The 22,031-nt window shown below is 61.8% G+C and carries 24 protein-coding genes, 1 pseudogene and 1 riboswitch; of the genes and pseudogenes, 12 read left to right on the top strand and 13 right to left on the bottom strand.

Annotated elements, in window-relative coordinates:
* Positions 1 to 152 precede the first annotated feature (152 nt).
* Complete coding sequence (locus J3P82_RS21675) at positions 153 to 1,139, bottom strand: NAD(P)/FAD-dependent oxidoreductase (protein ID WP_434558615.1); 987 nt, start codon at positions 1,137 to 1,139, stop codon at positions 153 to 155.
* Between the two features lie 197 nt (positions 1,140 to 1,336).
* Here J3P82_RS21675 and J3P82_RS21670 point away from each other — a divergent pair, with 197 nt between their 5' ends.
* Complete coding sequence (locus J3P82_RS21670) at positions 1,337 to 2,236, top strand: TIGR01777 family oxidoreductase (protein ID WP_434558614.1); 900 nt, start codon at positions 1,337 to 1,339, stop codon at positions 2,234 to 2,236.
* 13 nt (positions 2,237 to 2,249) lie between these two features.
* On the top strand, positions 2,250 to 3,275 hold the full coding sequence (hemH, locus tag J3P82_RS21665) for a ferrochelatase (protein ID WP_434558613.1): 1,026 nt from the start codon (positions 2,250 to 2,252) through the stop codon (positions 3,273 to 3,275).
* Between the two features lie 54 nt (positions 3,276 to 3,329).
* On the opposite strand, the gene J3P82_RS21660 is transcribed toward hemH, so the two are convergent.
* Together J3P82_RS21660 and upp are read right to left on the bottom strand one after the other, a co-directional pair.
* Entirely contained in the window at positions 3,330 to 4,604 is a 1,275-nt protein-coding gene (locus J3P82_RS21660) for a uracil-xanthine permease family protein (protein ID WP_434558612.1), read from the bottom strand.
* Between the two features lie 2 nt (positions 4,605 to 4,606).
* Positions 4,607 to 5,245, bottom strand: coding sequence for a uracil phosphoribosyltransferase (gene upp, locus J3P82_RS21655; protein ID WP_186612399.1), 639 nt, complete (start codon positions 5,243 to 5,245; stop codon positions 4,607 to 4,609).
* A 162-nt stretch (positions 5,246 to 5,407) separates the two neighbouring features.
* On the opposite strand from upp, the gene J3P82_RS21650 reads away from it, so the two are divergent.
* Both J3P82_RS21650 and J3P82_RS21645 read left to right on the top strand, forming a co-directional pair.
* Positions 5,408 to 5,965, top strand: a complete 558-nt coding sequence (locus J3P82_RS21650) for a hypoxanthine-guanine phosphoribosyltransferase (protein ID WP_434558611.1) — start codon at positions 5,408 to 5,410, stop codon at positions 5,963 to 5,965.
* A 5-nt stretch (positions 5,966 to 5,970) separates the two neighbouring features.
* The gene (locus J3P82_RS21645; protein ID WP_434558610.1) at positions 5,971 to 6,444 is read left to right on the top strand and encodes a WbuC family cupin fold metalloprotein; all 474 of its coding nucleotides are present in this window, start codon (positions 5,971 to 5,973) and stop codon (positions 6,442 to 6,444) included.
* On the opposite strand, the gene dauA is transcribed toward J3P82_RS21645, so the two are convergent.
* Positions 6,441 to 8,156: a C4-dicarboxylic acid transporter DauA gene (dauA, locus tag J3P82_RS21640; RefSeq protein ID WP_434558609.1), complete on the bottom strand. Its 1,716-nt coding sequence runs from the start codon at positions 8,154 to 8,156 to the stop codon at positions 6,441 to 6,443. The genes J3P82_RS21645 and dauA overlap by 4 nt on opposite strands.
* 301 nt (positions 8,157 to 8,457) lie before the next feature.
* On the opposite strand from dauA, the gene J3P82_RS21635 reads away from it, so the two are divergent.
* Positions 8,458 to 8,943, top strand: coding sequence for a hypothetical protein (locus tag J3P82_RS21635; protein WP_434558608.1), 486 nt, complete (start codon positions 8,458 to 8,460; stop codon positions 8,941 to 8,943).
* A 61-nt stretch (positions 8,944 to 9,004) separates the two neighbouring features.
* On the top strand, positions 9,005 to 9,292 hold the full coding sequence (locus J3P82_RS21630; RefSeq protein WP_434558607.1) for a PA4642 family protein: 288 nt from the start codon (positions 9,005 to 9,007) through the stop codon (positions 9,290 to 9,292).
* Between the two features lie 113 nt (positions 9,293 to 9,405).
* Here J3P82_RS21630 and mqo read toward each other — a convergent pair whose 3' ends face one another.
* Together mqo and J3P82_RS21620 are read right to left on the bottom strand one after the other, a co-directional pair.
* Positions 9,406 to 10,914: a malate dehydrogenase (quinone) gene (gene mqo, locus J3P82_RS21625; RefSeq protein WP_434558606.1), complete on the bottom strand. Its 1,509-nt coding sequence runs from the start codon at positions 10,912 to 10,914 to the stop codon at positions 9,406 to 9,408.
* A 734-nt stretch (positions 10,915 to 11,648) separates the two neighbouring features.
* Positions 11,649 to 11,882, bottom strand: coding sequence for a hypothetical protein (locus tag J3P82_RS21620; RefSeq protein ID WP_434558605.1), 234 nt, complete (start codon positions 11,880 to 11,882; stop codon positions 11,649 to 11,651).
* A 206-nt stretch (positions 11,883 to 12,088) separates the two neighbouring features.
* On the opposite strand from J3P82_RS21620, the gene J3P82_RS21615 reads away from it, so the two are divergent.
* Positions 12,089 to 12,673, top strand: coding sequence for a YajG family lipoprotein (locus tag J3P82_RS21615; RefSeq protein ID WP_186612372.1), 585 nt, complete (start codon positions 12,089 to 12,091; stop codon positions 12,671 to 12,673).
* 55 nt (positions 12,674 to 12,728) lie between these two features.
* Here J3P82_RS21615 and J3P82_RS21610 read toward each other — a convergent pair whose 3' ends face one another.
* Positions 12,729 to 12,935: a hypothetical protein gene (locus J3P82_RS21610; RefSeq protein ID WP_046063543.1), complete on the bottom strand. Its 207-nt coding sequence runs from the start codon at positions 12,933 to 12,935 to the stop codon at positions 12,729 to 12,731.
* Between the two features lie 217 nt (positions 12,936 to 13,152).
* Between J3P82_RS21610 and J3P82_RS21605 the strand changes: the two genes are divergently transcribed.
* Positions 13,153 to 13,434, top strand: a complete 282-nt coding sequence (locus J3P82_RS21605) for a hypothetical protein (RefSeq protein WP_434558604.1) — start codon at positions 13,153 to 13,155, stop codon at positions 13,432 to 13,434.
* A gap of 4 nt (positions 13,435 to 13,438) precedes the next feature.
* Here the strand turns inward: J3P82_RS21605 and J3P82_RS21600 are convergent, their stop codons facing one another.
* Complete coding sequence (locus J3P82_RS21600) at positions 13,439 to 14,605, bottom strand: 1-acyl-sn-glycerol-3-phosphate acyltransferase (RefSeq protein ID WP_434558603.1); 1,167 nt, start codon at positions 14,603 to 14,605, stop codon at positions 13,439 to 13,441.
* Positions 14,606 to 14,744: 139 nt separating this feature from the next.
* Between J3P82_RS21600 and J3P82_RS21595 the strand changes: the two genes are divergently transcribed.
* The 3 genes from J3P82_RS21595 to J3P82_RS21585 are packed head-to-tail and all read left to right on the top strand — an operon-like array spanning position 14,745 to position 15,858.
* Positions 14,745 to 14,927 (top strand): CPXCG motif-containing cysteine-rich protein, encoded by a 183-nt coding sequence (locus J3P82_RS21595; protein ID WP_434558602.1) that lies wholly within the window; start codon positions 14,745 to 14,747, stop codon positions 14,925 to 14,927.
* An 11-nt stretch (positions 14,928 to 14,938) separates the two neighbouring features.
* Complete coding sequence (locus J3P82_RS21590) at positions 14,939 to 15,199, top strand: putative signal transducing protein (RefSeq protein ID WP_434558601.1); 261 nt, start codon at positions 14,939 to 14,941, stop codon at positions 15,197 to 15,199.
* 35 nt (positions 15,200 to 15,234) lie between these two features.
* Positions 15,235 to 15,858 carry an SOS response-associated peptidase gene (locus J3P82_RS21585; protein WP_434558600.1) on the top strand — a complete coding sequence of 208 codons (624 nt, stop codon included), beginning with the start codon at positions 15,235 to 15,237 and terminating at the stop codon, positions 15,856 to 15,858.
* 16 nt (positions 15,859 to 15,874) lie between these two features.
* On the opposite strand, the gene J3P82_RS21580 is transcribed toward J3P82_RS21585, so the two are convergent.
* Entirely contained in the window at positions 15,875 to 16,579 is a 705-nt protein-coding gene (locus J3P82_RS21580) for a methyl-accepting chemotaxis protein (RefSeq protein WP_434563927.1), read from the bottom strand.
* A gap of 201 nt (positions 16,580 to 16,780) precedes the next feature.
* A pseudogene (locus tag J3P82_RS21575) lies at positions 16,781 to 16,837 on the bottom strand (hypothetical protein); the annotation flags it as partial.
* A 1,394-nt stretch (positions 16,838 to 18,231) separates the two neighbouring features.
* Here J3P82_RS21575 and J3P82_RS21570 point away from each other — a divergent pair.
* Positions 18,232 to 19,047, top strand: coding sequence for a M48 family metallopeptidase (locus tag J3P82_RS21570; RefSeq protein ID WP_186634598.1), 816 nt, complete (start codon positions 18,232 to 18,234; stop codon positions 19,045 to 19,047).
* 128 nt (positions 19,048 to 19,175) lie between these two features.
* Here J3P82_RS21570 and J3P82_RS21565 read toward each other — a convergent pair whose 3' ends face one another.
* The 3 genes from J3P82_RS21565 to J3P82_RS21555 form a co-directional block, all read right to left on the bottom strand.
* Positions 19,176 to 19,742: a TMEM165/GDT1 family protein gene (locus tag J3P82_RS21565; RefSeq protein WP_434558599.1), complete on the bottom strand. Its 567-nt coding sequence runs from the start codon at positions 19,740 to 19,742 to the stop codon at positions 19,176 to 19,178.
* Between the two features lie 90 nt (positions 19,743 to 19,832).
* Positions 19,833 to 19,954: riboswitch (yybP-ykoY riboswitch) on the bottom strand.
* Positions 19,955 to 20,005: 51 nt separating this feature from the next.
* Positions 20,006 to 21,004 carry a methyltransferase gene (locus J3P82_RS21560; RefSeq protein WP_434558598.1) on the bottom strand — a complete coding sequence of 333 codons (999 nt, stop codon included), beginning with the start codon at positions 21,002 to 21,004 and terminating at the stop codon, positions 20,006 to 20,008.
* Between the two features lie 33 nt (positions 21,005 to 21,037).
* Positions 21,038 to 22,003 (bottom strand): 2-hydroxyacid dehydrogenase, encoded by a 966-nt coding sequence (locus J3P82_RS21555; RefSeq protein ID WP_434558597.1) that lies wholly within the window; start codon positions 22,001 to 22,003, stop codon positions 21,038 to 21,040.
* Positions 22,004 to 22,031 lie beyond the last annotated feature (28 nt).

Below are 22,031 nucleotides of genomic sequence, written 5' to 3'. Positions count from 1 at the left end.
TCTTGTACATGTTGCAATTTATGTACAATATTTTCATCATAGGTCCGAATGCGTGCATGTCAACCGGGAAATACGTAGTGAGGCGCGGTGGATGCGTTCGCAGAGGGGCTGCTGTCTGACTCGACAGCAGCGAACAACGCAGGTGACACGATTTACTGAAGGCTGGCGTGCAAACGACGGGCGGCATCCTGGCCACTGAGCCAAGCCCCTTCGACCCGGCCGGACAAGCACCAATCGCCGCATACGTACAAGCCCAGGTCGGCATCGGCCAGCGCTCCCCATTCATGGCTGCCGGCAGGGCGAGCGTACAGCCATCGGTGAGCCACGCTGAAGCTCGGTGCAGGCATCGCGCTGTGCAGCAGTTCGGCGAAGGCGCCGTGCAGGTGTTCGATGACGGCTTCCTTGGACATGTCGATGTGCTGGCGACTCCAGTCGCTGGTGGCGTGCAGCACCCAGGTATCGAGCCGGGTGTCGCGCCCCGGCTTGCTGCGGTTGCGCGCCAGCCAGTCGAGGGGACTGTCCTGTACGAAGCAGCCTTCCATGGGCGTATCCAACGGTGTTTCGAAGGCCAGCGCCACGGCCCAGGTGGGGTCCATCTTTACCCCGGCGGCAACGCCGGCCAACTTCGGCACGGCCGCGAGCAATGCCGTGGCCTGGGGCGCAGGCGTAGCAATCACGACTTGGCCGAAGGGACCGTGGGTGAAACCTTCCGCGTCCTGCAAATGCCAATGTTCCTGGCCGCGAAACACTTCCGTGATGCGGCAGGAAAACTGCACCTGCAGGTCGCCAAGCAGGGCGCGGGTAATCGCACTCATGCGCGGGGTGCCAACCCAGCGGGTCTGCTCGTCGGGCGAGGGGCTCATCTGCCCGTCCTGGAAGTGATAGAGCTGCGGATTCCATTCAGCCGCCCAGCCGTTGGCTTGCCAGCGCTGCACTTCCGTGACGAAGCGTCGGTCGCGGGCGGTGAAGTATTGCGCGCCCATGTCCAGGGCGCCGGCGTCGCTGCGTTTGCTCGACATGCGTCCGCCGCTGCCGTGGCTTTTATCGAAGAGTTGGATGACATGCCCAGCCTCCGTCAGGGCCTGGGCGGCTGATAAACCGGCGATGCCGGTGCCGATGATTGCGATAGGTACAGTCATGAGCGCCTCGTTTACCTTTCTGTACAGACTACGCCGTCGTTTAATCCTGTACAATTTTGGTTTTTGGTATAAGTTTTACCGTTCGCGTTTTGGCAGGTTGTCCTATTGTTTAAACACAGACCCTGTCCGATATGAAAAATGCCTACTTATAAAAATAGACTAATGGGCCGGGTAAAACGCGATGCGAGGAACACCTCATGCACATATTGCTGACCGGCGGTACTGGTTTGATCGGACGTCAGCTCTGCCGGCACTGGCTGGAGCAGGGACACCGCTTGACAGTATGGAGTCGTCGACCCGAACAAGTGGCAGAAATCTGCGGGGCGCAGGTGCAAGGCATTGCCAAGCTCGACGAGATTGGCGAGCCGGTCGATGCGGTGGTCAACCTGGCTGGCGCGCCCATCGGCGACCGGCCTTGGACGCACAAGCGCAAGATGTTGCTGTGGAGCAGCCGCGTCACGTTGACTGAGGTTTTGCTCGCTTGGCTGGAGCGTTGTGAGCAAAAGCCGCAGGTGTTGATCTCCGGTTCCGCCGTGGGCTGGTACGGCGACGGTGGCGAGCGAGAATTGACGGAGGAGTCGGGGCCGGTCAGCGAGGATTTCGCCAGCCAGCTGTGCATCGCCTGGGAAGAGACCGCACAGCGAGCCGAGGCCATGGGCATACGCGTGGTGCTGATTCGCACGGGTCTGGTCCTGTCCGCCGAGGGCGGCTTTTTGTCGCGGCTGTTGCTGCCGTTCAAACTGGCGCTGGGCGGGCGTATCGGCAATGGGCGGCAGTGGATGCCGTGGGTTCATATCGACGATCAAATCGCTTTGATTGATTTTCTTCTGCACCGCAGTGACGCCAGCGGTCCTTATAATGCGTGCGCGCCGAACCCGGTGCGCAACCGAGATTTTGCCAAGGCCCTGGGGCACGTGTTGCATCGGCCGGCCGTGGTGCCGATGCCGGAGCTGGCGCTGAAAATTGCGCTGGGTGAGTTGTCATTGCTGTTGCTGGGCGGCCAGCGCGCCACGCCGGCCCGATTGCAGGCGGCGGGGTTTTCATTCCGGTTCACTGATTTGCCTGCGGCCCTGGAAGATTTGTCGGGTCGCCTTTGAAATAGGACGTTGCATGACCGATCACGCGTTGCTTCTGGTGAATCTGGGTTCGCCGGCCTCCACCTCGGTGGCCGATGTGCGCCGCTATCTCAACCAATTCCTGATGGACCCGTACGTCATCGACCTGCCATGGCCGGTGCGACGGTTGTTGGTGTCGCTGATCCTGATCAAGCGCCCCGAGCAGTCGGCCCACGCTTATGCGTCGATCTGGTGGGAAGAGGGCTCGCCGCTGGTGGTGCTCAGTCGCCGCTTGCAACAGGCCATGACCGCCCAATGGACGCAGGGTCCGGTAGAACTGGCGATGCGTTACGGCGAGCCGTCCATTGAATCAACCCTGGTGCGCCTGGCGAGCCAGGGCCACAAGCGCATCACGCTGGCGCCGTTGTATCCACAGTTTGCCGACAGCACCGTCACGACGGTCATCGAAGAAGCCAAGCGGGTCGTGGCTGAGAAGAAGCTCGATGTCGAGTTTTCGATTCTCCAGCCTTTTTATGATCAACCGGAATACCTCGATGCGCTGGTTGCCAGCGCCAAGCCGTACCTGATGCAGGATTACGATCACTTGTTGCTGAGCTTCCACGGCCTGCCGGAACGGCACCTGACCAAACTCGACCCCACGGGTTTTCATTGTTTCAAGGACGCCGATTGCTGCAAGAATGCGCCGCCGCAAGTCATGGCGACGTGTTACCGCGCCCAGTGCATTCGCACCGCCGAGCTGTTCGCCCAGCGCATGGGATTGGCCGATGGCAAATGGTCGGTGTCGTTCCAATCGCGACTGGGCCGCGCCAAGTGGATCGAACCCTATACCGAAGCGCGCCTGGACGAGCTGGCCAAGAGTGGCGTGAAGAAAATCCTGGTGATGTGCCCGGCGTTCGTCGCCGATTGCATCGAAACCCTGGAAGAAATCGGCGACCGTGGGCGCGAGCAGTTCCGCGAAGCGGGAGGGGAGGAGTTGGTGCTGGTGCCGTGCCTCAATGACGATCCGCAGTGGGCGCAGGCGTTGAGCACCTTGTGCGAGCGAGCGCCGATCGCGCTGTAATACAAACCTGTGGCGAGGGAGCAAGCTCCCTCGCCACATTAGGTACTGGTTGATTTACAGCAGCGGCTCATCCGCCTTCTTCTGCTTCCAACCATCATTGCCCGGCAAGATCAAGTTCAGCGCAATCGCCACCACGGCGCACAACGCGATGCCCTTCAGGCCGAAATCGTCCGGGCCCGTGCCGGTGCCCACCAGCACGCCGCCAATGCCGAACACCAGCGTCACCGAAACGATCACCAGGTTGCGGGCTTCGCCCAGGTCGATCTTATGACGGATCAGGGTGTTCATGCCCACCGCCGCGATCGAGCCGAACAGCAGGCACAAGATGCCGCCCATCACCGGCACCGGGATGCTTTGCAGCAGCGCACCGAACTTGCCGATGAACGCCAGGCTGATGGCGAAAATAGACGCCCAGGTCATGATCTTCGGGTTGTAGTTCTTGGTCAGCATCACCGCGCCAGTGACTTCGGCATAGGTGGTGTTGGGCGGGCCGCCGAACAGGCCGGCGGCGGTGGTGGCGATGCCGTCGCCAAACAGCGTGCGATGCAGCCCGGGCTTCTTCAAGTAATCGCGACCGGTCACGCTGCCCACGGCAATTACTCCGCCGATGTGCTCGATGGCCGGCGCGAGGGCTACCGGCACGATGAACAGGATGGCTTGCCAGTTGAACTCCGGCGCGGTGAAGGCCGGCACGGCGAACCAGGGCGCGGCGGCGATTTTCGCGGTGTCCACCACGCCGAAATAAAACGCCATGGCAAAGCCCACCAGTACGCCGGAGATGATCGGCACCAGGCGGAAAATACCTTTGCCGAACACTGCCACGATCAGGGTGGTGAGCAACGCCGGCATCGAAATCAGCATCGCGGTTTGATAAGGAATCAGCTCGGAACCGTCGCCGGCCTTGCCCATCGCCATGTTGGCGGCGATCGGCGCCATTGCCAGGCCGATGGAAATGATCACCGGGCCGATGACTACCGGCGGCAGCAGCCGATCAATGAACCCGGTGCCCTTGATCTTCACCGCCAGGCCCAGGAACGTATAGACGAAACCCGCCGCCATGACGCCGCCCATGGTCGCCGCCAGGCCAAATTGGCCCTTGGCGAGGATGATCGGCGTGATAAAGGCAAAACTCGACGCCAGGAACACCGGCACCTGGCGCCCGGTGACGATCTGGAACAGGATCGTCCCCAGGCCCGCGGTGAACAGCGCCACGTTCGGGTCCAGGCCGGTGATCAACGGCATCAGCACCAGCGCGCCAAAGGCGACGAAGAGCATCTGCGCACCGGACAGCACTTGGCGCCAGAGCGGATCGTTGAATTCGTCCTGCATGCTCAAGCGTCCTTCTGCTTGGTGCCGAAGATCTTGTCGCCGGCGTCGCCCAGGCCGGGGATGATGTAGCCGTGCTCGTTGAGTTTCTCATCGATGGACGCGGTGTAGATGGTCACGTCGGGGTGGGCATCTTCGACGGCCTTGATGCCTTCGGGCGCAGCGACCAGCACCATGGCGCGGATGTCCCGGCAGCCGGCCTTCTTCAACAGGTCGATGGTGGCGACCATCGAGCTGCCCGTGGCGAGCATCGGGTCGATGATCATCGCCAGGCGCTCGTCGATCTCGGGCACCAGTTTTTCCAGGTAGGTGTGGGCCTGCAGGGTCTGCTCATTGCGAGCCACGCCGACAGCGCTGACCTTGGCGCCTGGGATCAGGCTGAGCACGCCTTCGAGCATGCCGATGCCGGCGCGCAGGATCGGTACCACGGTGATTTTCTTCCCGGCTATTTTTTCCACTTGTACCGTGCCGGCCCAACCGGCGATCTCGTAGGATTCCAGCGGCAGGTCCTTGGTGGCTTCGTAGGTGAGCAGGGCACCGACTTCCTGGGCGAGTTCGCGGAAGTTCTTCGTGCTGATGTCAGCGCGGCGCATCAGGCCGAGTTTATGTCTGATCAGCGGGTGGCGGATCTCGAGGATGGGCATGGGGAAGGCTCCGGCGGCGGGCAAAAAACCGGCCTAGATTAATCTATCCGAGGGTGTTGTCCTATAGACAATACAGAACGTTAGTCCACAAACGCTTGATCTGGCCGGGCGGGATGCGTACCTTTGCCGGCTTTTCCGCAAACGCCACCCTTGGAGAGCGCCATGTCCGCTGATCTCGAGCATATCCGTCAAGTCATGCGAGAGGCTGACTGCCTGTACACCGAAGCTGAAGTCGAAGCGGCCATCGCCCGTGTCGGTGCGCAAATCAACGATCAGTTGGCCGAGAGCAATCCGGTGGTGTTCTGTGTCATGAACGGCGGGCTGATTTTCTCCGGCAAGCTGCTGACCTACCTGAATTTCCCATTGGAAGCGTCCTACCTGCACGCCACCCGTTATCGCAACGAAACCAGCGGCGGCGATCTGTTCTGGAAAGCCAAGCCGGAAGTCTCGTTCATCGACCGCGACGTGCTGATCATCGATGACATCCTCGACGAAGGGCATACCTTGGGCGCGATCATCGATTTCTGCAGACACGCCGGCGCTCGCGCGGTGCACACTGCTGTGCTGATCGACAAGGACCACGACCGCAAGGCCCGTCCCGACCTGAAGGCCGATTTCGTCGGCTTGCCGTGCATCGATCGCTACATCTTCGGCTACGGCATGGACTACAAAGGCTACTGGCGCAACGCCAACGGTATTTTCGCCGTCAAAGGGATGTAAATCCAATGACTGCGCCGGCCTTCCTGGATCAAGCCTTGTTCGATGAGCTGGCCGGGAAAGCCGCGGCCAGTCCTCGCGGGCGACAGCACCATAACTTCCATGAGATGGATGAGCCATGCCATCGCCTGGCGGTTGGCTTGCAACCGTCGACCTACATCCCGCCGCATCGCCACTTGAGCGCCGACAAGGCGGAAACCCTGCTGGTGCTCAAGGGCCGGCTCGGTGTGTTGATTTTTGACCAAGCCGGGACGGTAATCGACAAGCGAATCCTCCAGGCCGGCGGCGATTGCCTCGGTGTCGACCTGCCGGCAGGCGTGTATCACGGCCTGGTGGTGCTCGAAGCGGACAGCCTGATGTTCGAATGCAAGGCCGGCCCTTACCGGCCCGTCGGCGACGGCGAACTGGCCCACTGGGCGCCGCGCGAAGGCGAAGCGGGCGTGGCGCAGTACCAAGCCTGGATGCGCGCCCAGTTCGACTAGGCGGCGAGCCATTTCTCGCTCTTGACCCGCGCCTGCTCCAGGCTCTGTACATACACCAATTGACGCTGTTCGCGATGAAGCCCCGCGCGGCGCAGCTTCAGGCGCACCCGTGGCGCTGTCCCCACCAGGATCAGGCCGATGCCCTGCTTGCGATAATCGCGCAGGATATTTTCCAGCGCGACCAGGGCAGTCATGTCCAGCATCGGCACGGCGCTCATGTCCACGATCACCACCCGAACGCCGGGGTCGAACCGGCGCAATACGTCCAAGGCCTTTTCCGCCGCGCCAAAAAACAGCGGCCCGCGAATGGCGTAGCAACGAACGTGTTCGGGCAGGTTCAGCAGGGCCTGGTGGGCATGGCGTGGCAACTCGGCGCTGTCGGTCAGTTCGCTCATGCGCTTGATGAACAGCCCGGCGGCCAGCAACAGGCCGACAGCGACGGCCAGCACCATGTCGAACAGCACAGTCAGGCTCAGGCAGGTCAGCAGCACCAGTACGTCGCTGCGCGGAGCGATGCGCAGCGTATGCAGCACATGCCCGGCCTCGCTCATGTTCCACGCGACTATCACCAGCAGCGCCGCCAATGCAGCCATGGGCAAATAACTGAACAGCGGCGCCAACAGCACAATCGCCACCAGCACCACCAGGCTGTGAATGATCGCCGCCAGCGGTGACGACGCGCCGCTGCGCACGTTGGTGGCGCTGCGGGCAATGGCGGCGGTGGCGGTAATGCCGCCGAACAGCGGGGCGACGAGATTGCCCAGGCCCTGGCCTATCAGTTCGGCGTTGGGATCGTGTTTGCTGCCGGTCATGCCATCCGCCACCACGGCGCACAACAGCGATTCGATGGCGCCGAGCATGGCGATGGCGAAGGCGGGCGCCAGCAATTGGCGGAGCAGGTCATAGGACAGGATCAACGGCCGGCCTTGGCCATCCGGCAGATTCCAGGGCCAGTCGAAGCTCGGTAAGAATGGCGGGATGCCGGGGTAGGCGACGCCATCGACGATATAACTGAAGCGTTCGCCCAGCGTCGCGATCGGCCATCCCGCGCGCTCCATCGCCAGGCCCAACAGTGTGCCGACCAGCAACGCCACTAAATGCCCGGGAACCCGTGGCACCCAGCGCGGCCAGGCAATCAGCACCGCCAGGCACACGACGCCGATGACCCCATCGCCAAGACGGGCACCGGGCAGCGCCACGATCAACTCGCCCAATTGCTCGATGTAGTGTTTGGCGTGGCCTGCGGTGCTCAGGCCGAGCAAATCCTTCAGTTGCAGGGTCGCGATGACCACGCCGATGCCTGCGGTGAAACCGAGGATCACTGGATAAGGAATGTACTGGATCAATCGCCCCGCGCGCACCAGGCCCAGGGCGATCAGGATCAGGCCGGCAAGCATGGTGCACAACAGCAGGCCGCCCAGCCCGTATTGCTGAGTGATAGGCAGCAGGATGACGACGAATGCCGCCGTTGGCCCGCTCACGTTGAAGCGCGAGCCGCCGGTCAGCGCAATCAAGGGGGCGGCCACCAGCACCGTGTACAGGCCATGCTGCGGTGGCACGCCAACGGCGATTGCCAGGGCCATGGCCAGGGGGATGGCGATGATGCCGACCGTAAGCCCGGCCACCAGATCGCCGCGCAAGCGTTCCAGCGTGTAGCCGGCACGCCAGGCTTGGCGCCAGGCGGAGAATAACGGAGGGGCGGAGAAAGACATGAATACTCCTCGCAAGGGGGGTGGCACTGGCCCCGTGGCGAGGGAGCTTGCTCCCGCTCGGCGGCGCAGCCGTCGTAAAACCGGTTGACGCGTTCCGTCTGGGGAATCGCGTCAGGCTTTTTGGGGCTGCTGCGCAACCCAGCGGGAGCAAGCTCCCTCGCCACAACGGCATCGGTTCGGCGCCGGGACTGATGGCACATCGAGTATGCCGCGCCCGCTGCCCGGATGTATTGATCCGGGTCGCTTATTTTTACCGTCCGTGCGCATGCTAGAGTGCCCGCCCAAGACTCCGGAGCCTGTCATGCGTGTATCGATCCGCCGCTGCGCCACCTTGCTGCTGCTAACCAGCTTGCCGTTGCTGGCCATTGCCGCGCCGATGCACAGCCAGTTCCTGCCTCCCGATGATCTGGTGGCGCGCCAGGAACAGCCTGAACAGCAGCAGTTGCTGCAAGTCACCGATTACTCGGTGGTGCTGGGCAACCAGCGGCCGTCCAACCAGCAGCCGATCCCGGTCACGTCGCCGTTGATGGTGCGCCTCAAGGGCAAGCCGTTGAACAAGGGGGCCACCATCAGCCAGGTGATCCTCAATTTCGACGGTGAAAGCAAAAGCCTGAAGAAACCGGTCTACGACGAGGCGAGCAAGACCCTGACGCTGTCTTATCCACAGGCCCAGTACCGGGTGGTGATCGATCTGTTGCGCAACGACACGGTGTACGTGCAGTTTCTCAGCTACGCCAACGGCCATATCTGGGCGGACCTGCACACCGGCGCCGCACGCCTGCGTTGAGCCGCGAGGCCCGCCGGGGGTAAACTGCCCGCCCCGTGAACTGTGCGAGCTGGAGCCGGCAATGCGTAAAGACAAGAAACAAGTGATTGGTGACGAGATTGGCGACGAACAGATCAAGCTGTTCCTCAATTTCGAGCCGGTCGATGCCACTTCGCCGTCGCTGCACAAACTGATCAAGGCCTACCGTGGGCTGCGTGTCGACGACTTCGAGCGCTTCCTGACGTTCTTCGTCGAGGCCGGTCACGACCTCAACGGCAAGGATGAGCACGGTAATGATTTCGTTGCGTTGACCCAGGACCAGCGTAATGCCGAGGAATACATCGAGTTGATCAAGAAGGCGCGTGGCTGATTGATTCAGGGCCTGCTTCGCAGGCCAGCGGGAGCAAGCTCCCTCGCCACGAAAGCGTCTAAAAAAAACGCCCCGCTCTCAAGGAGAACGGGGCGTTTTTTTATCCAGTCGAATCAAGCGTAGCTTTGGGTCTCGCTACTTTCTTCAACCAGTTCCAGCGCAACGTTGTTTTGCGCGCTGACCTTGCGATACAGCGCCGCATCGGTTTCCAGCACTTTTTCCCGGGCCGGGAAGATCTCCGCGAGCTTGGCCGCCCACTCACCCTTGGCTTTGTCCGGGAAGCAGCGCTCGATCAGTTCCAGCATGATCGAAACGGTGACCGAAGCGCCTGGCGAGGCGCCGAGCAGGGCGGCGAGGCTGCCGTCCTTGGCCGCGACCAGTTCGGTACCGAATTGCAAGACGCCGCCTTTCTTCGGGTCTTTCTTGATGATCTGTACCCGCTGGCCGGCCACTTCCAGGCGCCAGTCTTCGGCTTTCGCCTCGGGGTAGAAGCGACGCAGGGATTCCAGGCGTTGCTCCATCGACTGCATCACTTCGCTGATCAGGTACTTGGTCAGGTCCATATTGTCCCGGGCCACGGCCAGCATCGGGCCGATGTTGCCGGCGCGTACCGACAATGGCAGGTCCATGATCGAGCCGTGCTTGAGGAACTTGGTGGTGAAACCGGCGTATGGCCCGAACAGCAGGGATTTCTTGCCGTCGACCACGCGGGTGTCCAGGTGCGGCACCGACATCGGCGGCGAGCCTACCGCGGCTTGGCTGTAGACCTTGGCCTGGTGGTGCTTGACCACTTCCGGATTGTCGCAACGCAGCCACTGGCCGCTGACCGGGAAGCCGCCGAAGCCCTTGCTTTCTTCAATGCCCGAGGCTTGCAGCAGCGGCAATGCCGCCCCACCGGCGCCGAGGAACACGAACTTGGCGTCCACTTCCCGGGTGTTGCCGCTGTTGACGTCCTTGATGCTGACGGTCCAACCGCTGCCGTTGCGCTTGAGGCCGGTAACGCGCTTGCAGTATTTGATCTGGGTGTCCGGTGCGCTACCCAGGTGCTGGAGCAACTGATTGGTCAGGGCGCCGAAGTTGACGTCGGTGCCGTTCATGACGCGTGTGGCGGCGATGACTTCGTCAGCCGGGCGGCCTGGCATCATCAGCGGCATCCACTCGGCCATCTGGTCGCGGTCTTCGGTGTATTCCATGTCGGCGAAGGCGTGATGCTGGCTCATCAGCTCGAAGCGCTTCTTCAGGAACTCAACGCCTTTTTCGCCCTGCACGAAGCTCAGGTGCGGCACCGGGGCAATGAAGGATTTCGAGGAGCCGAACGTGCCTTTCCTGGTCAAGTACGTCCAGAACTGCTTCGACACTTCAAACTGGGTGTTGATGTGCACGGCTTTCTTGATGTCGACACTGCCATCGGCGGCCTGGGGCGTGTAATTGAGCTCACACAGCCCGGCGTGGCCGGTACCGGCGTTGTTCCAGGGATTGGAACTCTCCGCGGCACCCGAGTCCATCAGCTCGACGACTTCCAGCGAAATCGCGGGGTCGAGCTCCTTGAGCAGCACGGCCAGGGTGGCACTCATGATGCCGGCCCCTACCAGAACTACATCGACTGCTTCGTTATGCGCCATTTAACGCGTCTCCAAAATCTGCAGCACCAAATTGTCGGCATAGCGGCCAGGAAGCGGGGCAGGTCAGTTGCGCCCCAGGTATCCATGGCCAGGATCGCCATGTCCGAATCTTCGCAATTCTTCGCAACACTGCGGATGCATGCAGCCTGGCCTCAAGAGTCCCATGAACTCATTTAAGCGCCGGGCAGGCAATTCGACTTATGGCCGAGACATCCGTTCGTGCAACCAAATCCGTAGCGGACAGGCTTCAGGCGCCGGTTCTTGAGCGATATCCGGTCCTGTGTCGTTGGGCTGTTCCAGACGCCAATGGTGCTTGTTCAGACGCAAAACTCTTCATTTGCTCGCCACACTCTTGTGAAGTTGTGAAAACCCGTTTTTTCACGCTCTTTTGAAGACGTGAACCTCAAAAAAGGGCTGTCCCAGCCTGGCACCGTGCCCGGTTTGGTTGCCCCCATGAAGTACATGACAGGCAAAACGGGCAGACAGCTCAGTGACCGAGCGTAATGACAGCTCTGCAGATTCGCGAAAAGTGGTGATTTGCCAGGGAAACAGCAAGCGCGCCAGCTTCACTCGATCTGTGTGGGCGGCTCTCTGTGGGCGGTGCGGGGTGCCAATACAAGCGCATCAGCGGCGTTGCGGGGCCCGATCAGGAGACGTCCTTATAATCGGGGGGAGATTGTAACGAAGAAACGCGCGGAAATGGTCGGGTTTTATGACTTTTATTAGCCTTGCGGTCAGACGGCCAACAGTTGCCGGCTGCGCGAACGAGCGCGGGGGGCTTGTACCAAGGCGCTGGCGGGCAATGGTTGATGCAGCCAGTTGAGACGGATCTCTTCGATTTCCACCCAGCCATCGCCCATGGGCTGCAAGCTGCATTGCTTGAATGCCTGGCAACGACCGCTGCGGTCCAGCAGGGCAAAGCAGCGGTGATGTGGGCGTGGGGTGAACAGGGAGATGAGATAGCGCATGGTCGGATACCGTGTCGAAGGAGCTTGAGGACAGCCTGACAGCCGGCCATGACACACCGGTGTAAGGACCATGACAACCGGGTGACAGGAACCGCCCGGCGCGGCCCATGTCAGACTTTGCAGTATTCATGCGGCGACGCTAGTTCGCCGCGATGGCGCACCGCTATACTGCCGGCCTGTCTGTGCCCGATTCTGGAGAGAAAAGCATGTTGCAACGCCTGTTGTTCGGTTTGATCGCCGTGACCAGTCTGACCCTTGTCGGCTGTGCCCACAGCCCGCAACAACTTAACCCGGAACCCAAGCTCAACGCCCAGCTGGCACCGGTGGGTCGTGGTCAGCCGGTGGTGGTGCGGGTTGTCGACGGTCGTCCGTCGCCGACCCTGGGTACCCGTGGCGGGTTGTACCCGGAAACCAGCGTGATCACGGTGCAGGGCGCGCAGATCCTGCCCAAGTTGCAGGCCCAGGCCGAGGCGGCCGTGCGTTTGCTGGGCTTCACCCCGACCGCCAACGCAATGAACGCGCCGCAACTGACCGTGACCCTGGCCGAGCTGAAATATCAGTCGCCCAAGGAAGGCATGTACGTGACCGAAGCGACGATCGGTGCGACCTTCCGCTCCGACGTGCAGAACGCGAGCCGCCGCTACAGCGGTCGCTACGGTGCTTCGCTGGACCAGCGCTTCGGCATGGCGCCCAACCAGGACACCAACACCAAGTTGGTCAGCGATGTATTGAGCGACGCCCTGACCCGTCTGTTCAAGGACCCGACCATCGGTCAGGTGCTGGCTGAGTAAGGTTCTGGCCTCATGAAAAAGCCCGCTTACGCGGGCTTTTTTGTCGGCGCGATCTTCACGCCGCCTGGGAATAGAATTCGAGCACGCTGATCCCGGTCAACAGGTCGGTCTCGGGAAGATCGGCATGTTGATGACCGCCGAGGGCGCAATACACCAGCCAGTGCCGATCCTGTACGTTGAAGGACAGACTGCCGACGAGGTTTTGTTGCTCATCGCTCGGGCTGATGAGGTAGAGGCGGTCCTGGTTTTCGGCGTGCAGCATGACGGATTCCGTGTGGGTTTGGAGGGCGACAGGGTGGCCTATCCATATGACGAAACCGTGACGGCTGAAATTAGAAAAATGAGCCCGACCCCTGGGGCGTGGCGGGGATCGTTATTGGTCGGAAAAAACGGCGCAGGGCGGCGGGCTTTCGGTAGAATCCGCGCCCTGTTCGTAGGTCCCCGGGCGCCAGGCGTCCGTTTTTCCCTTGAGGTTTGTGATGTCGTTGCAACTGTTCTCGTTGTTCGCTGCCCACCCCGCCAAACTGATCAACCTGCTTGCGCTGCTGTTTGCCTGCCCGGGTGGCTGGGTGCTGCATGCAACGCGTCGCCGCGAACAGCGGGCGCGGGCCTGTCTCCAAGCGCGTAGCAGCGAAAGCAATGAACGATTCGAAGCGCTGCTGGACCTGGCCACCCAGCGCATGAACCGGTTTTTCTATCGGTTCGGTTTTGCCTGCCTGGGGTTGGCACTGCTGATGTCGTGGATCAGCACTCAGCTCTGACTCCCTAAAGCGCCAACCCCGCCTTGACCCGATACTGATTGCGCACCGGCGTCGCGTATTGCAGCACCAGGAACGGTCGGTGTTCCTCCGGGCAAGCGTCCAATCGGCGCTGCCATTCTTCTTCAGCCTTGGCCAGTTCCTCGGCGCCGAATACCTCGGCCGCCGTCGGCACCTGCAATTGTGGGTCGGCATCGGCCCATTGGGCGTAGGCCAGGTAGTGCGCCGGAAACAGGCGATAGCCGCCGAGAATCTGCCGGTCCATCTCCAAGGCCAGCTGCTTGGTGTCCTCGAACAACTCGCTGATCGGCGGGGCGAAATTCACGTGGACCCGGCCCTTGTAGCCGGTGATGCCCTTGGCAATGCTGACGTCATCCTCGCCCGGCGCCTTGGTGTATGTGCCGGTGGTGGCGCGGATGTACAGCTCGCGGGCCTTGGCCTGGTCGCACGGGTCATATTCGTAGCTGATCGACACCGGAGTGAGGTTCAGCGAGCGGATGACTTCGCCGAATGGCTCGTCCTTGCGGCTCATGTGGAACATCTTCAGGATCGCCGACTCGGTCCGGTCATCACCGTCCTTGGCGCGGCCCTCGGCCTGGGCGATCCAGATCGACGCGCAATCGTTGCGAATCGAGTGGTTGATGTACGCCGACAGCAATTGGTACGCCGCCATTTTTTCCCGGCGCCCGGTGATGGAGCGGTGCACGATGAAGCTCTTGTTCAGGCGCATCAGGTCGCTGACAAACGGCTTCTGCAGCAGGTTGTCGCCAATGGCGATGCGCGGGGTCGGCAGGCCGGCGTGGTACACGGCGTAATTGACGAAGGCCGGGTCCATCACGATGTCGCGGTGGTTGGCGATGAACAGGTAGGCGTTGCCGGACTTGAATTGCTCCACCCCGGTGTATGTCACGCCATCGGTGGCGCGTTCGATGGTGTGGTCGACATAGAACTCCACTTTGTCCTGCAAGGTGGCGACCGATGTCACACCGGCGAACTCTCGACGCAACTTCTGCGCTATAAGAGGTTTGAGCATCCAGCCGAAAGCGCCGGCCAGGCGCGGGAAGCGGAAGTGGGTGAGGATATCTAGAAACGCCTTGTCGCTGAGCAGCCGTGCCAGCACCGCTGGGACTTCGCTGTCGTTGTAAGGTCGGATGGCATCGAATTCGCCCATCATGCTCTCTTGTTGGAAACGGCTAGGGTAAGTAAAGGTTCGATCGAAAAACCGACGGGGCACGACCTGGAAGATAGTCCAGGCAAAAATAGCCCTGCAAATAGACCGGCGATTATACGCACAAGTCACTTGGGAGACCGCGATGCTGGAAGCTGCTCATTATGAATGTCCGTATTGTGGGGAAGAGGTGGAGTCTTCCGTGGATTTGTCCGGCGGCGACCAGACCTACATCGAAGACTGCCAGGTCTGCTGCCGACCGATTACCTTCGTCCTGCAGGTCCACGAAGACGAATGGCACCTTGAGGTCTTCAGCGAAAACGAGTGATTGGGGCGACCATGCAGCGAATCTACGAGTTGGAAAACCTGATGGAAGGCGAGTTGCTCCAAGGCATGCTTGCCAGCGAAGGCATCACGGCGCACCTGGTCGGCCGCGACCTGGTGGGTGGCGCGGGTGAGTTGCCGATGTACGGCCTGCTGGGGCTGGCGGTTGAGGACGATCAGGCACAATACGCCCGGGAATTGATCAGCGCCTACAATGCCGCGCTGCCGGTGCCCGGCGATGAACCCGACAGTTACCCCGGTACGCTGGTCTGTTAGGCTGGCCGCAGTTTGATCAAGAGTCGTTTTGCCCCATGTGTGGACGTTATGCCCTGTTTCGTTGGAACCCCGCCTTTGCGGCCTTGCCCGGCTTCCCCGCCGACCAGAAGGCCCAATGGAACATTTCGCCCAATGACTCGGTGCTGATGCTGCGCGCCGGCGCCGATGGCCAGCGCGAATTGGCCCGGGCACGTTGGGGGCTGACGCCGCCGTGGCTGACCGATCTGTCCCGCACGCCGGCTCACGCCCGGGCCGAAACCGTCGCCGAGCAGCCCATGTTCCGCGAAGCCTTGCGTTTGCGGCGTTGCCTGCTGCCCGCCAACGGGTTTTATGAATGGCGCGGCGGCACCCGCAAGCGTCCGTACTGGCTGACGCCAGGCGAGGGTTCGTCGCTGTTTTTCGCGGCGATCTGGGAAGCCTATCCGGTGCAGGAGCAAGTGTGGCTGAGCACCGCTGTCATCACTCAACCGGCGGCCGGTCAACGCCGGCCACTGACTCTCGATGAAGAGGGCCAGCGCCAGTGGCTCGACCCCGAGACACCGCTGCATGTCTTGCAAGGACTGCTGGCGAGCGAGCCGGGGCAACTGCGCGAACGGGTGCTGGCGAACATGGTCAACGACCCGAAACTCAATGGGCCGGAGTGCCTGACTCCGGCTTGAGCCCTGCAACTGCCCATCAGACCTTGAACTGATTGATCAACCGCCGCTGCTGCTCCGCCAGCTTGGTCAGCCCGGCGCTGGCCGCGCTGGATTCGTCGGCGCCGCTAGCCACCTCGTTCGCCACCTGCCCGATGTTGATCACGTTACGGTTGATGTCATCGGCCACGGCGCTTTGCTCCTCGGCGGCGCTGGCGATCTGGGTGTTCATGTCGTTGATCACCGATACGGCCTGGGTAATCGTCTCCAAGGCCTGGGCTGCTTTCGCCGCGTGCTGCACGCTTTCATCGGTACGGTGCTGGCTGTCCTCCATCACGCGCACCACGTCCCGTGTGCCTTGCTGCAATTGCTGGATCATCGACTGAATCTCTTCAGTGGCCTGCTGCGTCTTTTGTGCCAGGTTGCGCACTTCATCGGCGACCACCGCAAAACCACGGCCCTGTTCACCGGCACGGGCGGCTTCGATGGCCGCGTTGAGCGCCAACAGGTTGGTCTGCTCGGCGATCCCGCGAATGGCGGTGAGGATTGCGTTGATGTTCTCGCTGTCCTTGGCCAGGGTCTGCACCACGCCCACCGCCTTGCCGATTTCCACGGCCAGTGCGCCGATGGACGTCGAGGTATCCCGGACAATTTGCATGCCCTGGCTGGCAGCCTGGTCGGCGTGACTGGCGGCTTGGGCGGCCTGGGTTGCGTTGCGCGCCACATCCTGCGCAGTGGCAGTCATTTCCTGCACGGCGGTGGCGACCTGGTCGATCTCCGACATTTGCTTGTGCACACCTTGGTTGGTGCGGATCGCGATGTCGGCCGTGTGCTCCGATGAGTCACTGACGCTCTGCACCGACGTCACCACTTGGGTGATCATCCCCTGCAACTTGCTCAGGAACGTATTGAAGCCCTTGGCGATGGCCCCCAGTTCATCGGCGCGGTCGCTGGTCAGGCGGCGGGTCAGGTCGCCTTCGCCCTGGGCGATGTCATCGAGCATTGCCACCATTTGCTTGAGCGGTCGGGCGATGCCGTGGCCCACCAGCCAAATCACCAGCAGGCCGAGCGCGGCAATCGCCAGCCCGACCATCGCCATGCCGAAAATATCGGTCTCGCGCTGATCGTCCAAGTCCTTCTGCAAGGCTTGCAAGTCAGCCATGACCGCACTCAGCGGCAGTTGCATCATCAGCGTCCAGCGCGCTTCGGCCTGGCCGATGCCGAAGGGCATGTACACCTCAATGTGGCCGTGCTCTTCATCGATGTCGTAACGCACTTCGCCAATGCCGAGCTTGGTCAGGTTGTCCAACTCGCTGGCGTCCAGCAGGTCGCTGGCTTTCTCGCCGAGCTTGCTCGGGTCTTTGGTGAAGGCCACCAACCGGTTGTTGCTAGAGAGCAAGGCCATTTCCCCGGCGCCGTCATACAGCTTGGCGTCGGCGGCAACGAGCATGTCCTGGATGAAGTTCACCGACAGGTCGGCGCCGACGATGCCCTGGAACTTGCCATCGACCAGGATCGGTTCGATGAACGAGGCGAGCATGGTCATGGTATTGCCGACGCGGTAGGGCGCCGGGTCGATCACGCAGGCTTTCTTGCTGTCCCGGGAGCACAGGTAGTACTCACTGGCGCGAATACCCGTGGACAGCAGCTTTTGGTCGGTCACGTCGGCGAGCTTTTCCAGGCCCAGGGTGCCGTCCTGATTGCGAAACCACCACGGCAGGAAGCGCCCGTTGGTTTCCATGCCCAGCACTTGGCTGTTCACGTAGTTGGCGTCGTCGTGGTCGATGGCGTTCGGTTCCCAGGCGATGTAGGCACCGAGGATTTTCGGGTTGCGCACCACGCTTTCCCGCAGCAGGCTGATCATTTGTTCACGAGGGATCTTCAACTGCGGGCTGCCATCCGCGCCGCTCATGCCCATCAAGGCGTTGGAAGTTGCCAGGCCCCGGGCAAGCAACAGTGGCGCTTCGAGCTCCCGTTGGATCAAGCTGGCCTGGGTATGGGCGAGGGCGCTGAGGCGTTGCTCGATGAGTTGTTCAAACTGCGCCTTGGTCCGCTGTTGCACCATCTCCTGAGTACGGGCGCCGGCGAACAATGCATACAGCACCAGGGCGCCGACCACGCTGAGCACAATGGCTCCGGCCAGGGCGGCGACGGAAAACTGGATCGATTTGAATTTCATAAAGGCTCCGGACGCGGAAATGACGTCTGGAATTTTTATCGGCGTTTCCCGGGCCGGACATGAGGCGCTGTTCGTCGGATGACTGTTTTGGCTTCGTCGGTGTCGCAAATGGCCGCGTTGGAAACTGACTGAAAAATTTGTAATCCGCCTCTGTGTATCTGGCGCGGATACCAATCAACGCCTAGGATACGCCCACGATTCCATGGAGCTTCTTTTGTATGAACAAGACTTTGATCGTGAGTGCCTTGAGCGCGGGCCTGCTGCTCGCCGGTTGCCAGTCGGTCAACACCACCAGCGGCGGAGCCGTGGGCGTGGAGCGCAAGCAGTACATGTTCAGCATGTTGTCGACCGCTGAGGTCAACCAGATGTATGCGCAGTCCTATCAGAAAAGCATGGGCGAAGCGAAAGCCCAGGGCGTGTTGGACAAGACCAGCAGCGATGCCAAGCGCGTCCAGGCCATCTCCAGCCGGTTGATCGCCCAGGCACCGGTGTTCCGTCCGGATTCGGCGCAATGGAACTGGGAAGTGAACCTGATCAAGAGCGACGAGCTCAACGCCAGCTGCGGCCCTGGTGGGAAAATCATTTTCTACACCGGCTTGATCGAAAAGCTGAAGCTCAACGACGATGAAATCGCCGCGATCATCGGCCATGAAATCGCCCATGCCTTGCGCGAACACGGCCGTGAAGCGATGTCCAAGGCCTATGGCATCGAAATGGCCAAGCAGGGTGCCGGTGCCATATTCGGCCTGGGCCAGGACAGCCTGGCGCTGGCCGATACCGTGGCCAACTACGGCATGACCTTGCCCAACAGTCGTGGCAACGAGAACGAAGCCGACCTGATCGGCCTCGAACTGGCCGCCCGGGCCGGCTACGACCCGAACGCCGCAATCACCCTGTGGAATAAGATGGCCAAGGCTTCGGAGGGGGCGCCACCAGAGTTCATGAGCACCCACCCTGCGTCGAGCAGCCGGATCGCTTCGTTGCAGGCGGCGATTCCGAAGGTTATGCCGCTTTATCAGCAGGCCAAGAAATAAGCTTCGAGCTGCAAGCTACAAGCTACAAGCTACAAGCTACAAGCTACAAGCTACAAGCTACAAGCTACAAGCTACAAGCGAAGTAGAACCGCCTTTGCTTGCAGCTCGCAGCTTGAAGCTTGCCGCTGCTACAACGCCCTATACACCGCCACGATCGCCAGGATGAAGAACGCCGAGGCGGCCAGGCGGCGGATGAGGGTAAGCGGCAGTTTCTCGGCAGCGAAGTTGCCGGCCAGTACCACCGGAACGTTGGCAATCAACATGCCCACGGTGGTACCAATGATCACCAGCCAGAGTTCAGGGTATTGCGCAGCGAGCATGACTGTGGCGATCTGGGTCTTGTCGCCGATTTCCGCGAGGAAGAAGGCGATCAGCGTGGTCAGGAAAGGGCCGAACTTGCGGGCGGTATTGGCTTCTTCGTCGTCCAGCTTGTCCGGCACCAGGGTCCACAGCGCCGTGGCCGCGAAGCTGGCCGCCAATATCCAGTGCAACACCGAGTCCGAGAAGAACCCGCCGACCCAGGCGCCGACCGCGCCAGCCGCCGCATGGTTGGCCAGGGTCGCGGCGACGATGCCGGCGATGATCGGCCAGGGTTTACGAAAACGAGCGGCAAGGATCAGCGCGAGCAGTTGCGTCTTGTCGCCGATTTCGGCCAGCGCAACGATAGCGGTCGGTACGAGGAAAGAGTCCAGCATCAGGGGATTCCTAAGAGGGGCGGGTCGACACGGCTATGACACGTACAGCCTCCCCGCCCCGGGTAAGGTGTGCGTGTCATAGGTCTTGTCAAACCCAGCGACCCTCTATGGGGACGCTTGGGCCGCATACGCCATGGTCTGCTGACCAAGTATGTTGACGTATGCCGGGCGAGCGTGGCGCTCGCGGGAGACTACTCCCCTAGGACGGTGCGGATTCTGCCTAGGCAAATCCGAATGGGCAAGCGATGTTTTTCACAAACGCATCAGCCGCGCTTGGCCCAGTAGATGCGAAAACCCTGGCCTTCGGCTTTGATTGCGCAGATGCCCAGATGCTCTTCGATCAGTGGCTGGTACTTGAGGAAACTGTTCGCCACCAAGCGCAGTTCGCCGCCGTTTTTCAGATGTTTGGCTGCTTTTCGCAGCAGGTTTTCCGTAGCGTGGTAATCGGTGTGGACGCCGACATGGAACGGCGGATTGCTCAGGATCGCGCTCAAGCCCATGGGCGCGGCATCGATGCCATCGCCGGTCAAAACCTCGGCTTCCAGGCCGTTGGCGGCCAGGGTCAGGCGACTGCTGGCGGCCGCAAAAGCGTCGACGTCGAGCAGCGTCACCGTGTTGTGCGGGTAGCGGCGCTTGACTGCTGCTCCCAGCACCCCGGCGCCGCAGCCGAAATCCAGCAAATGGCCGCTGGGTAGTTTGTCCAGGTGTTCCAGCAGCAGCGCACTGCCGCGATCCAGGCGACCGTGACTGAACACGCCCGGCAGGCTGATCACCGTCAGCGGGCCCTCGGCGAGCGGCAATTCGTAACTTTGGGCCAAACTTTCCAGGGGCTTGGCTTCGGGCGCATTGGCGACCGTGACCTGCCAGAGTTGGCAATGGCGCGCGCTGTCGAGCTTGCGAGGCTTGCCAAACGGGTTTAGCTGCTTGGAGGCGCCTTCGATGCCGCTGCGCTTTTCGCCCACCAGGTACACTTCGCGACCGGCCAAGCGTGACGCCACGGCATTGAGAACGTAGTCGGTGAGGTCCTTGGCCTTGGGCAGGAACACCACGGCGGTGTCGAATTCGCGCTCCGGAACGTTCACGCCAAACTGGCTGCGTTCCGGGAACCGCGCGTCCAGCGCCGCCTGGTCGCCGGCGTGCCAGCACCAGCCATGAGCCTCGGGCAAGCGGCCGAGCAGATCATCGGCGGGCAGGCCGGCCAGCAGGACCGAACCTTGGAATAACTCGGCCTGACGAAGCAGTACTTCACTGCGCGGATCCATGGGCTGCTCCTTGAAAAAAAGTGCGGCAGTTTATCAACTGACGACACGTCGTGCTGTACCGCTGAAGAACCCTTGGGCGTTTTCCGTCAGTTGGCCGACGATCCGCTGGCGTGCCTCGCGGCTGCCCCAGGCATTGTGGGGCGTGACGATCAACCTGGGGATGTCGCCGGCCAACAGCGGATTGCCCTGGGTCGGCGGCTCGACGCTCAGCACGTCGGTGGCGGCGCCTCCCAAGTGACCGCTGCGCAAGGCCGCGGCGAGGGCCTGTTCGTCCACCAGTCCGCCGCGTGCGGTGTTGACCAGGAACGCGCCGGGCTTGAGCAATGCGAGTTCGCGGGCGCCGATGAAATGGCGGGTGTGCTCGGTGAGCGGGCAGTGCAGAGTCAGGGCGTCAACTTGCGGCAGGAGCTCGTCTAGCGGCACGCGGTCGGGGCGGGCAGGGCGACCTGGAATCTGCCCCAGCAGCACGCGCATGCCAAAGGCTTCGGCCAGCCGCGCGACGGCACCGCCCAGCTCGCCATGACCCAGCAAGCCGAGGGTCTTGCCCATAAGTTCGACAATTGGGAAATCCAACAGGCAGAACTGCGGAGCCTGTTGCCAACGGCCTTCGCCAACGGCTTTTTGGTAGTCGGCCAACCGCGTCGCCAGGTTCAGCAACAACATGATCGTGTGCTGTGCCACCGATGGCGTGCCATAGCCCTGGCAGTTGCACACGGTGATGCCATGCTGGCGGGCGGCGGCCAGGTCGACGTTGTTAGTGCCGGTGGCGCTGATCAGGATCAGTTTGAGTTCCGGGCTGGCGGCCATGGCGGCGGCATCGATCACCACTTTGTTAGTGATTGCCACCGTGGCGCCCTTGAGCCGCTCCGTCACTTGATCCTGGGTGGTCCGGGCGAACAGTTGCAGCTCACTGAAACATTGGCGCAACGGGCTCAAGTCAAGGTCGCCGAGGTCCAGGGAAGGATGGTCGAGGAAAACGGCGCGGGCGGTGTTCGTCATCAGCTGTACCTGTTATCTAAAAGACCGA

The organism is Pseudomonas sp. Z4-20 (genome assembly GCF_051131955.1).
Lineage (GTDB): Bacteria > Pseudomonadota > Gammaproteobacteria > Pseudomonadales > Pseudomonadaceae > Aquipseudomonas > Aquipseudomonas marvdashtae.
This window is presented reverse-complemented; position numbering and strand designations above follow the sequence as displayed.

Coding starts and splice junctions, on each gene's coding strand:
- J3P82_RS21600 (WP_434558603.1), bottom strand. CDS start 14,605: ATGATGGGCGAATTCGATGCCATCCGACCTTACAACGACAGCGAAGTC.
- J3P82_RS21615 (WP_186612372.1), top strand. CDS start 12,089: ATGTTGCAACGCCTGTTGTTCGGTTTGATCGCCGTGACCAGTCTGACC.
- J3P82_RS21605 (WP_434558604.1), top strand. CDS start 13,153: ATGTCGTTGCAACTGTTCTCGTTGTTCGCTGCCCACCCCGCCAAACTG.
- J3P82_RS21635 (WP_434558608.1), top strand. CDS start 8,458: ATGCGTGTATCGATCCGCCGCTGCGCCACCTTGCTGCTGCTAACCAGC.
- J3P82_RS21670 (WP_434558614.1), top strand. CDS start 1,337: ATGCACATATTGCTGACCGGCGGTACTGGTTTGATCGGACGTCAGCTC.
- J3P82_RS21580 (WP_434563927.1), bottom strand. CDS start 16,579: ATGACTGCCACTGCGCAGGATGTGGCGCGCAACGCAACCCAGGCCGCC.
- J3P82_RS21630 (WP_434558607.1), top strand. CDS start 9,005: ATGCGTAAAGACAAGAAACAAGTGATTGGTGACGAGATTGGCGACGAA.
- J3P82_RS21565 (WP_434558599.1), bottom strand. CDS start 19,742: ATGCTGGACTCTTTCCTCGTACCGACCGCTATCGTTGCGCTGGCCGAA.
- J3P82_RS21555 (WP_434558597.1), bottom strand. CDS start 22,003: ATGACGAACACCGCCCGCGCCGTTTTCCTCGACCATCCTTCCCTGGAC.
- J3P82_RS21560 (WP_434558598.1), bottom strand. CDS start 21,004: ATGGATCCGCGCAGTGAAGTACTGCTTCGTCAGGCCGAGTTATTCCAA.
- J3P82_RS21675 (WP_434558615.1), bottom strand. CDS start 1,139: ATGACTGTACCTATCGCAATCATCGGCACCGGCATCGCCGGTTTATCA.
- J3P82_RS21620 (WP_434558605.1), bottom strand. CDS start 11,882: ATGCGCTATCTCATCTCCCTGTTCACCCCACGCCCACATCACCGCTGC.
- J3P82_RS21610 (WP_046063543.1), bottom strand. CDS start 12,935: ATGCTGCACGCCGAAAACCAGGACCGCCTCTACCTCATCAGCCCGAGC.
- upp (WP_186612399.1), bottom strand. CDS start 5,245: ATGCCCATCCTCGAGATCCGCCACCCGCTGATCAGACATAAACTCGGC.
- dauA (WP_434558609.1), bottom strand. CDS start 8,156: ATGTCTTTCTCCGCCCCTCCGTTATTCTCCGCCTGGCGCCAAGCCTGG.
- J3P82_RS21660 (WP_434558612.1), bottom strand. CDS start 4,604: ATGCAGGACGAATTCAACGATCCGCTCTGGCGCCAAGTGCTGTCCGGT.
- J3P82_RS21595 (WP_434558602.1), top strand. CDS start 14,745: ATGCTGGAAGCTGCTCATTATGAATGTCCGTATTGTGGGGAAGAGGTG.
- J3P82_RS21570 (WP_186634598.1), top strand. CDS start 18,232: ATGAACAAGACTTTGATCGTGAGTGCCTTGAGCGCGGGCCTGCTGCTC.
- hemH (WP_434558613.1), top strand. CDS start 2,250: ATGACCGATCACGCGTTGCTTCTGGTGAATCTGGGTTCGCCGGCCTCC.
- mqo (WP_434558606.1), bottom strand. CDS start 10,914: ATGGCGCATAACGAAGCAGTCGATGTAGTTCTGGTAGGGGCCGGCATC.
- J3P82_RS21650 (WP_434558611.1), top strand. CDS start 5,408: ATGTCCGCTGATCTCGAGCATATCCGTCAAGTCATGCGAGAGGCTGAC.
- J3P82_RS21645 (WP_434558610.1), top strand. CDS start 5,971: ATGACTGCGCCGGCCTTCCTGGATCAAGCCTTGTTCGATGAGCTGGCC.
- J3P82_RS21590 (WP_434558601.1), top strand. CDS start 14,939: ATGCAGCGAATCTACGAGTTGGAAAACCTGATGGAAGGCGAGTTGCTC.
- J3P82_RS21585 (WP_434558600.1), top strand. CDS start 15,235: ATGTGTGGACGTTATGCCCTGTTTCGTTGGAACCCCGCCTTTGCGGCC.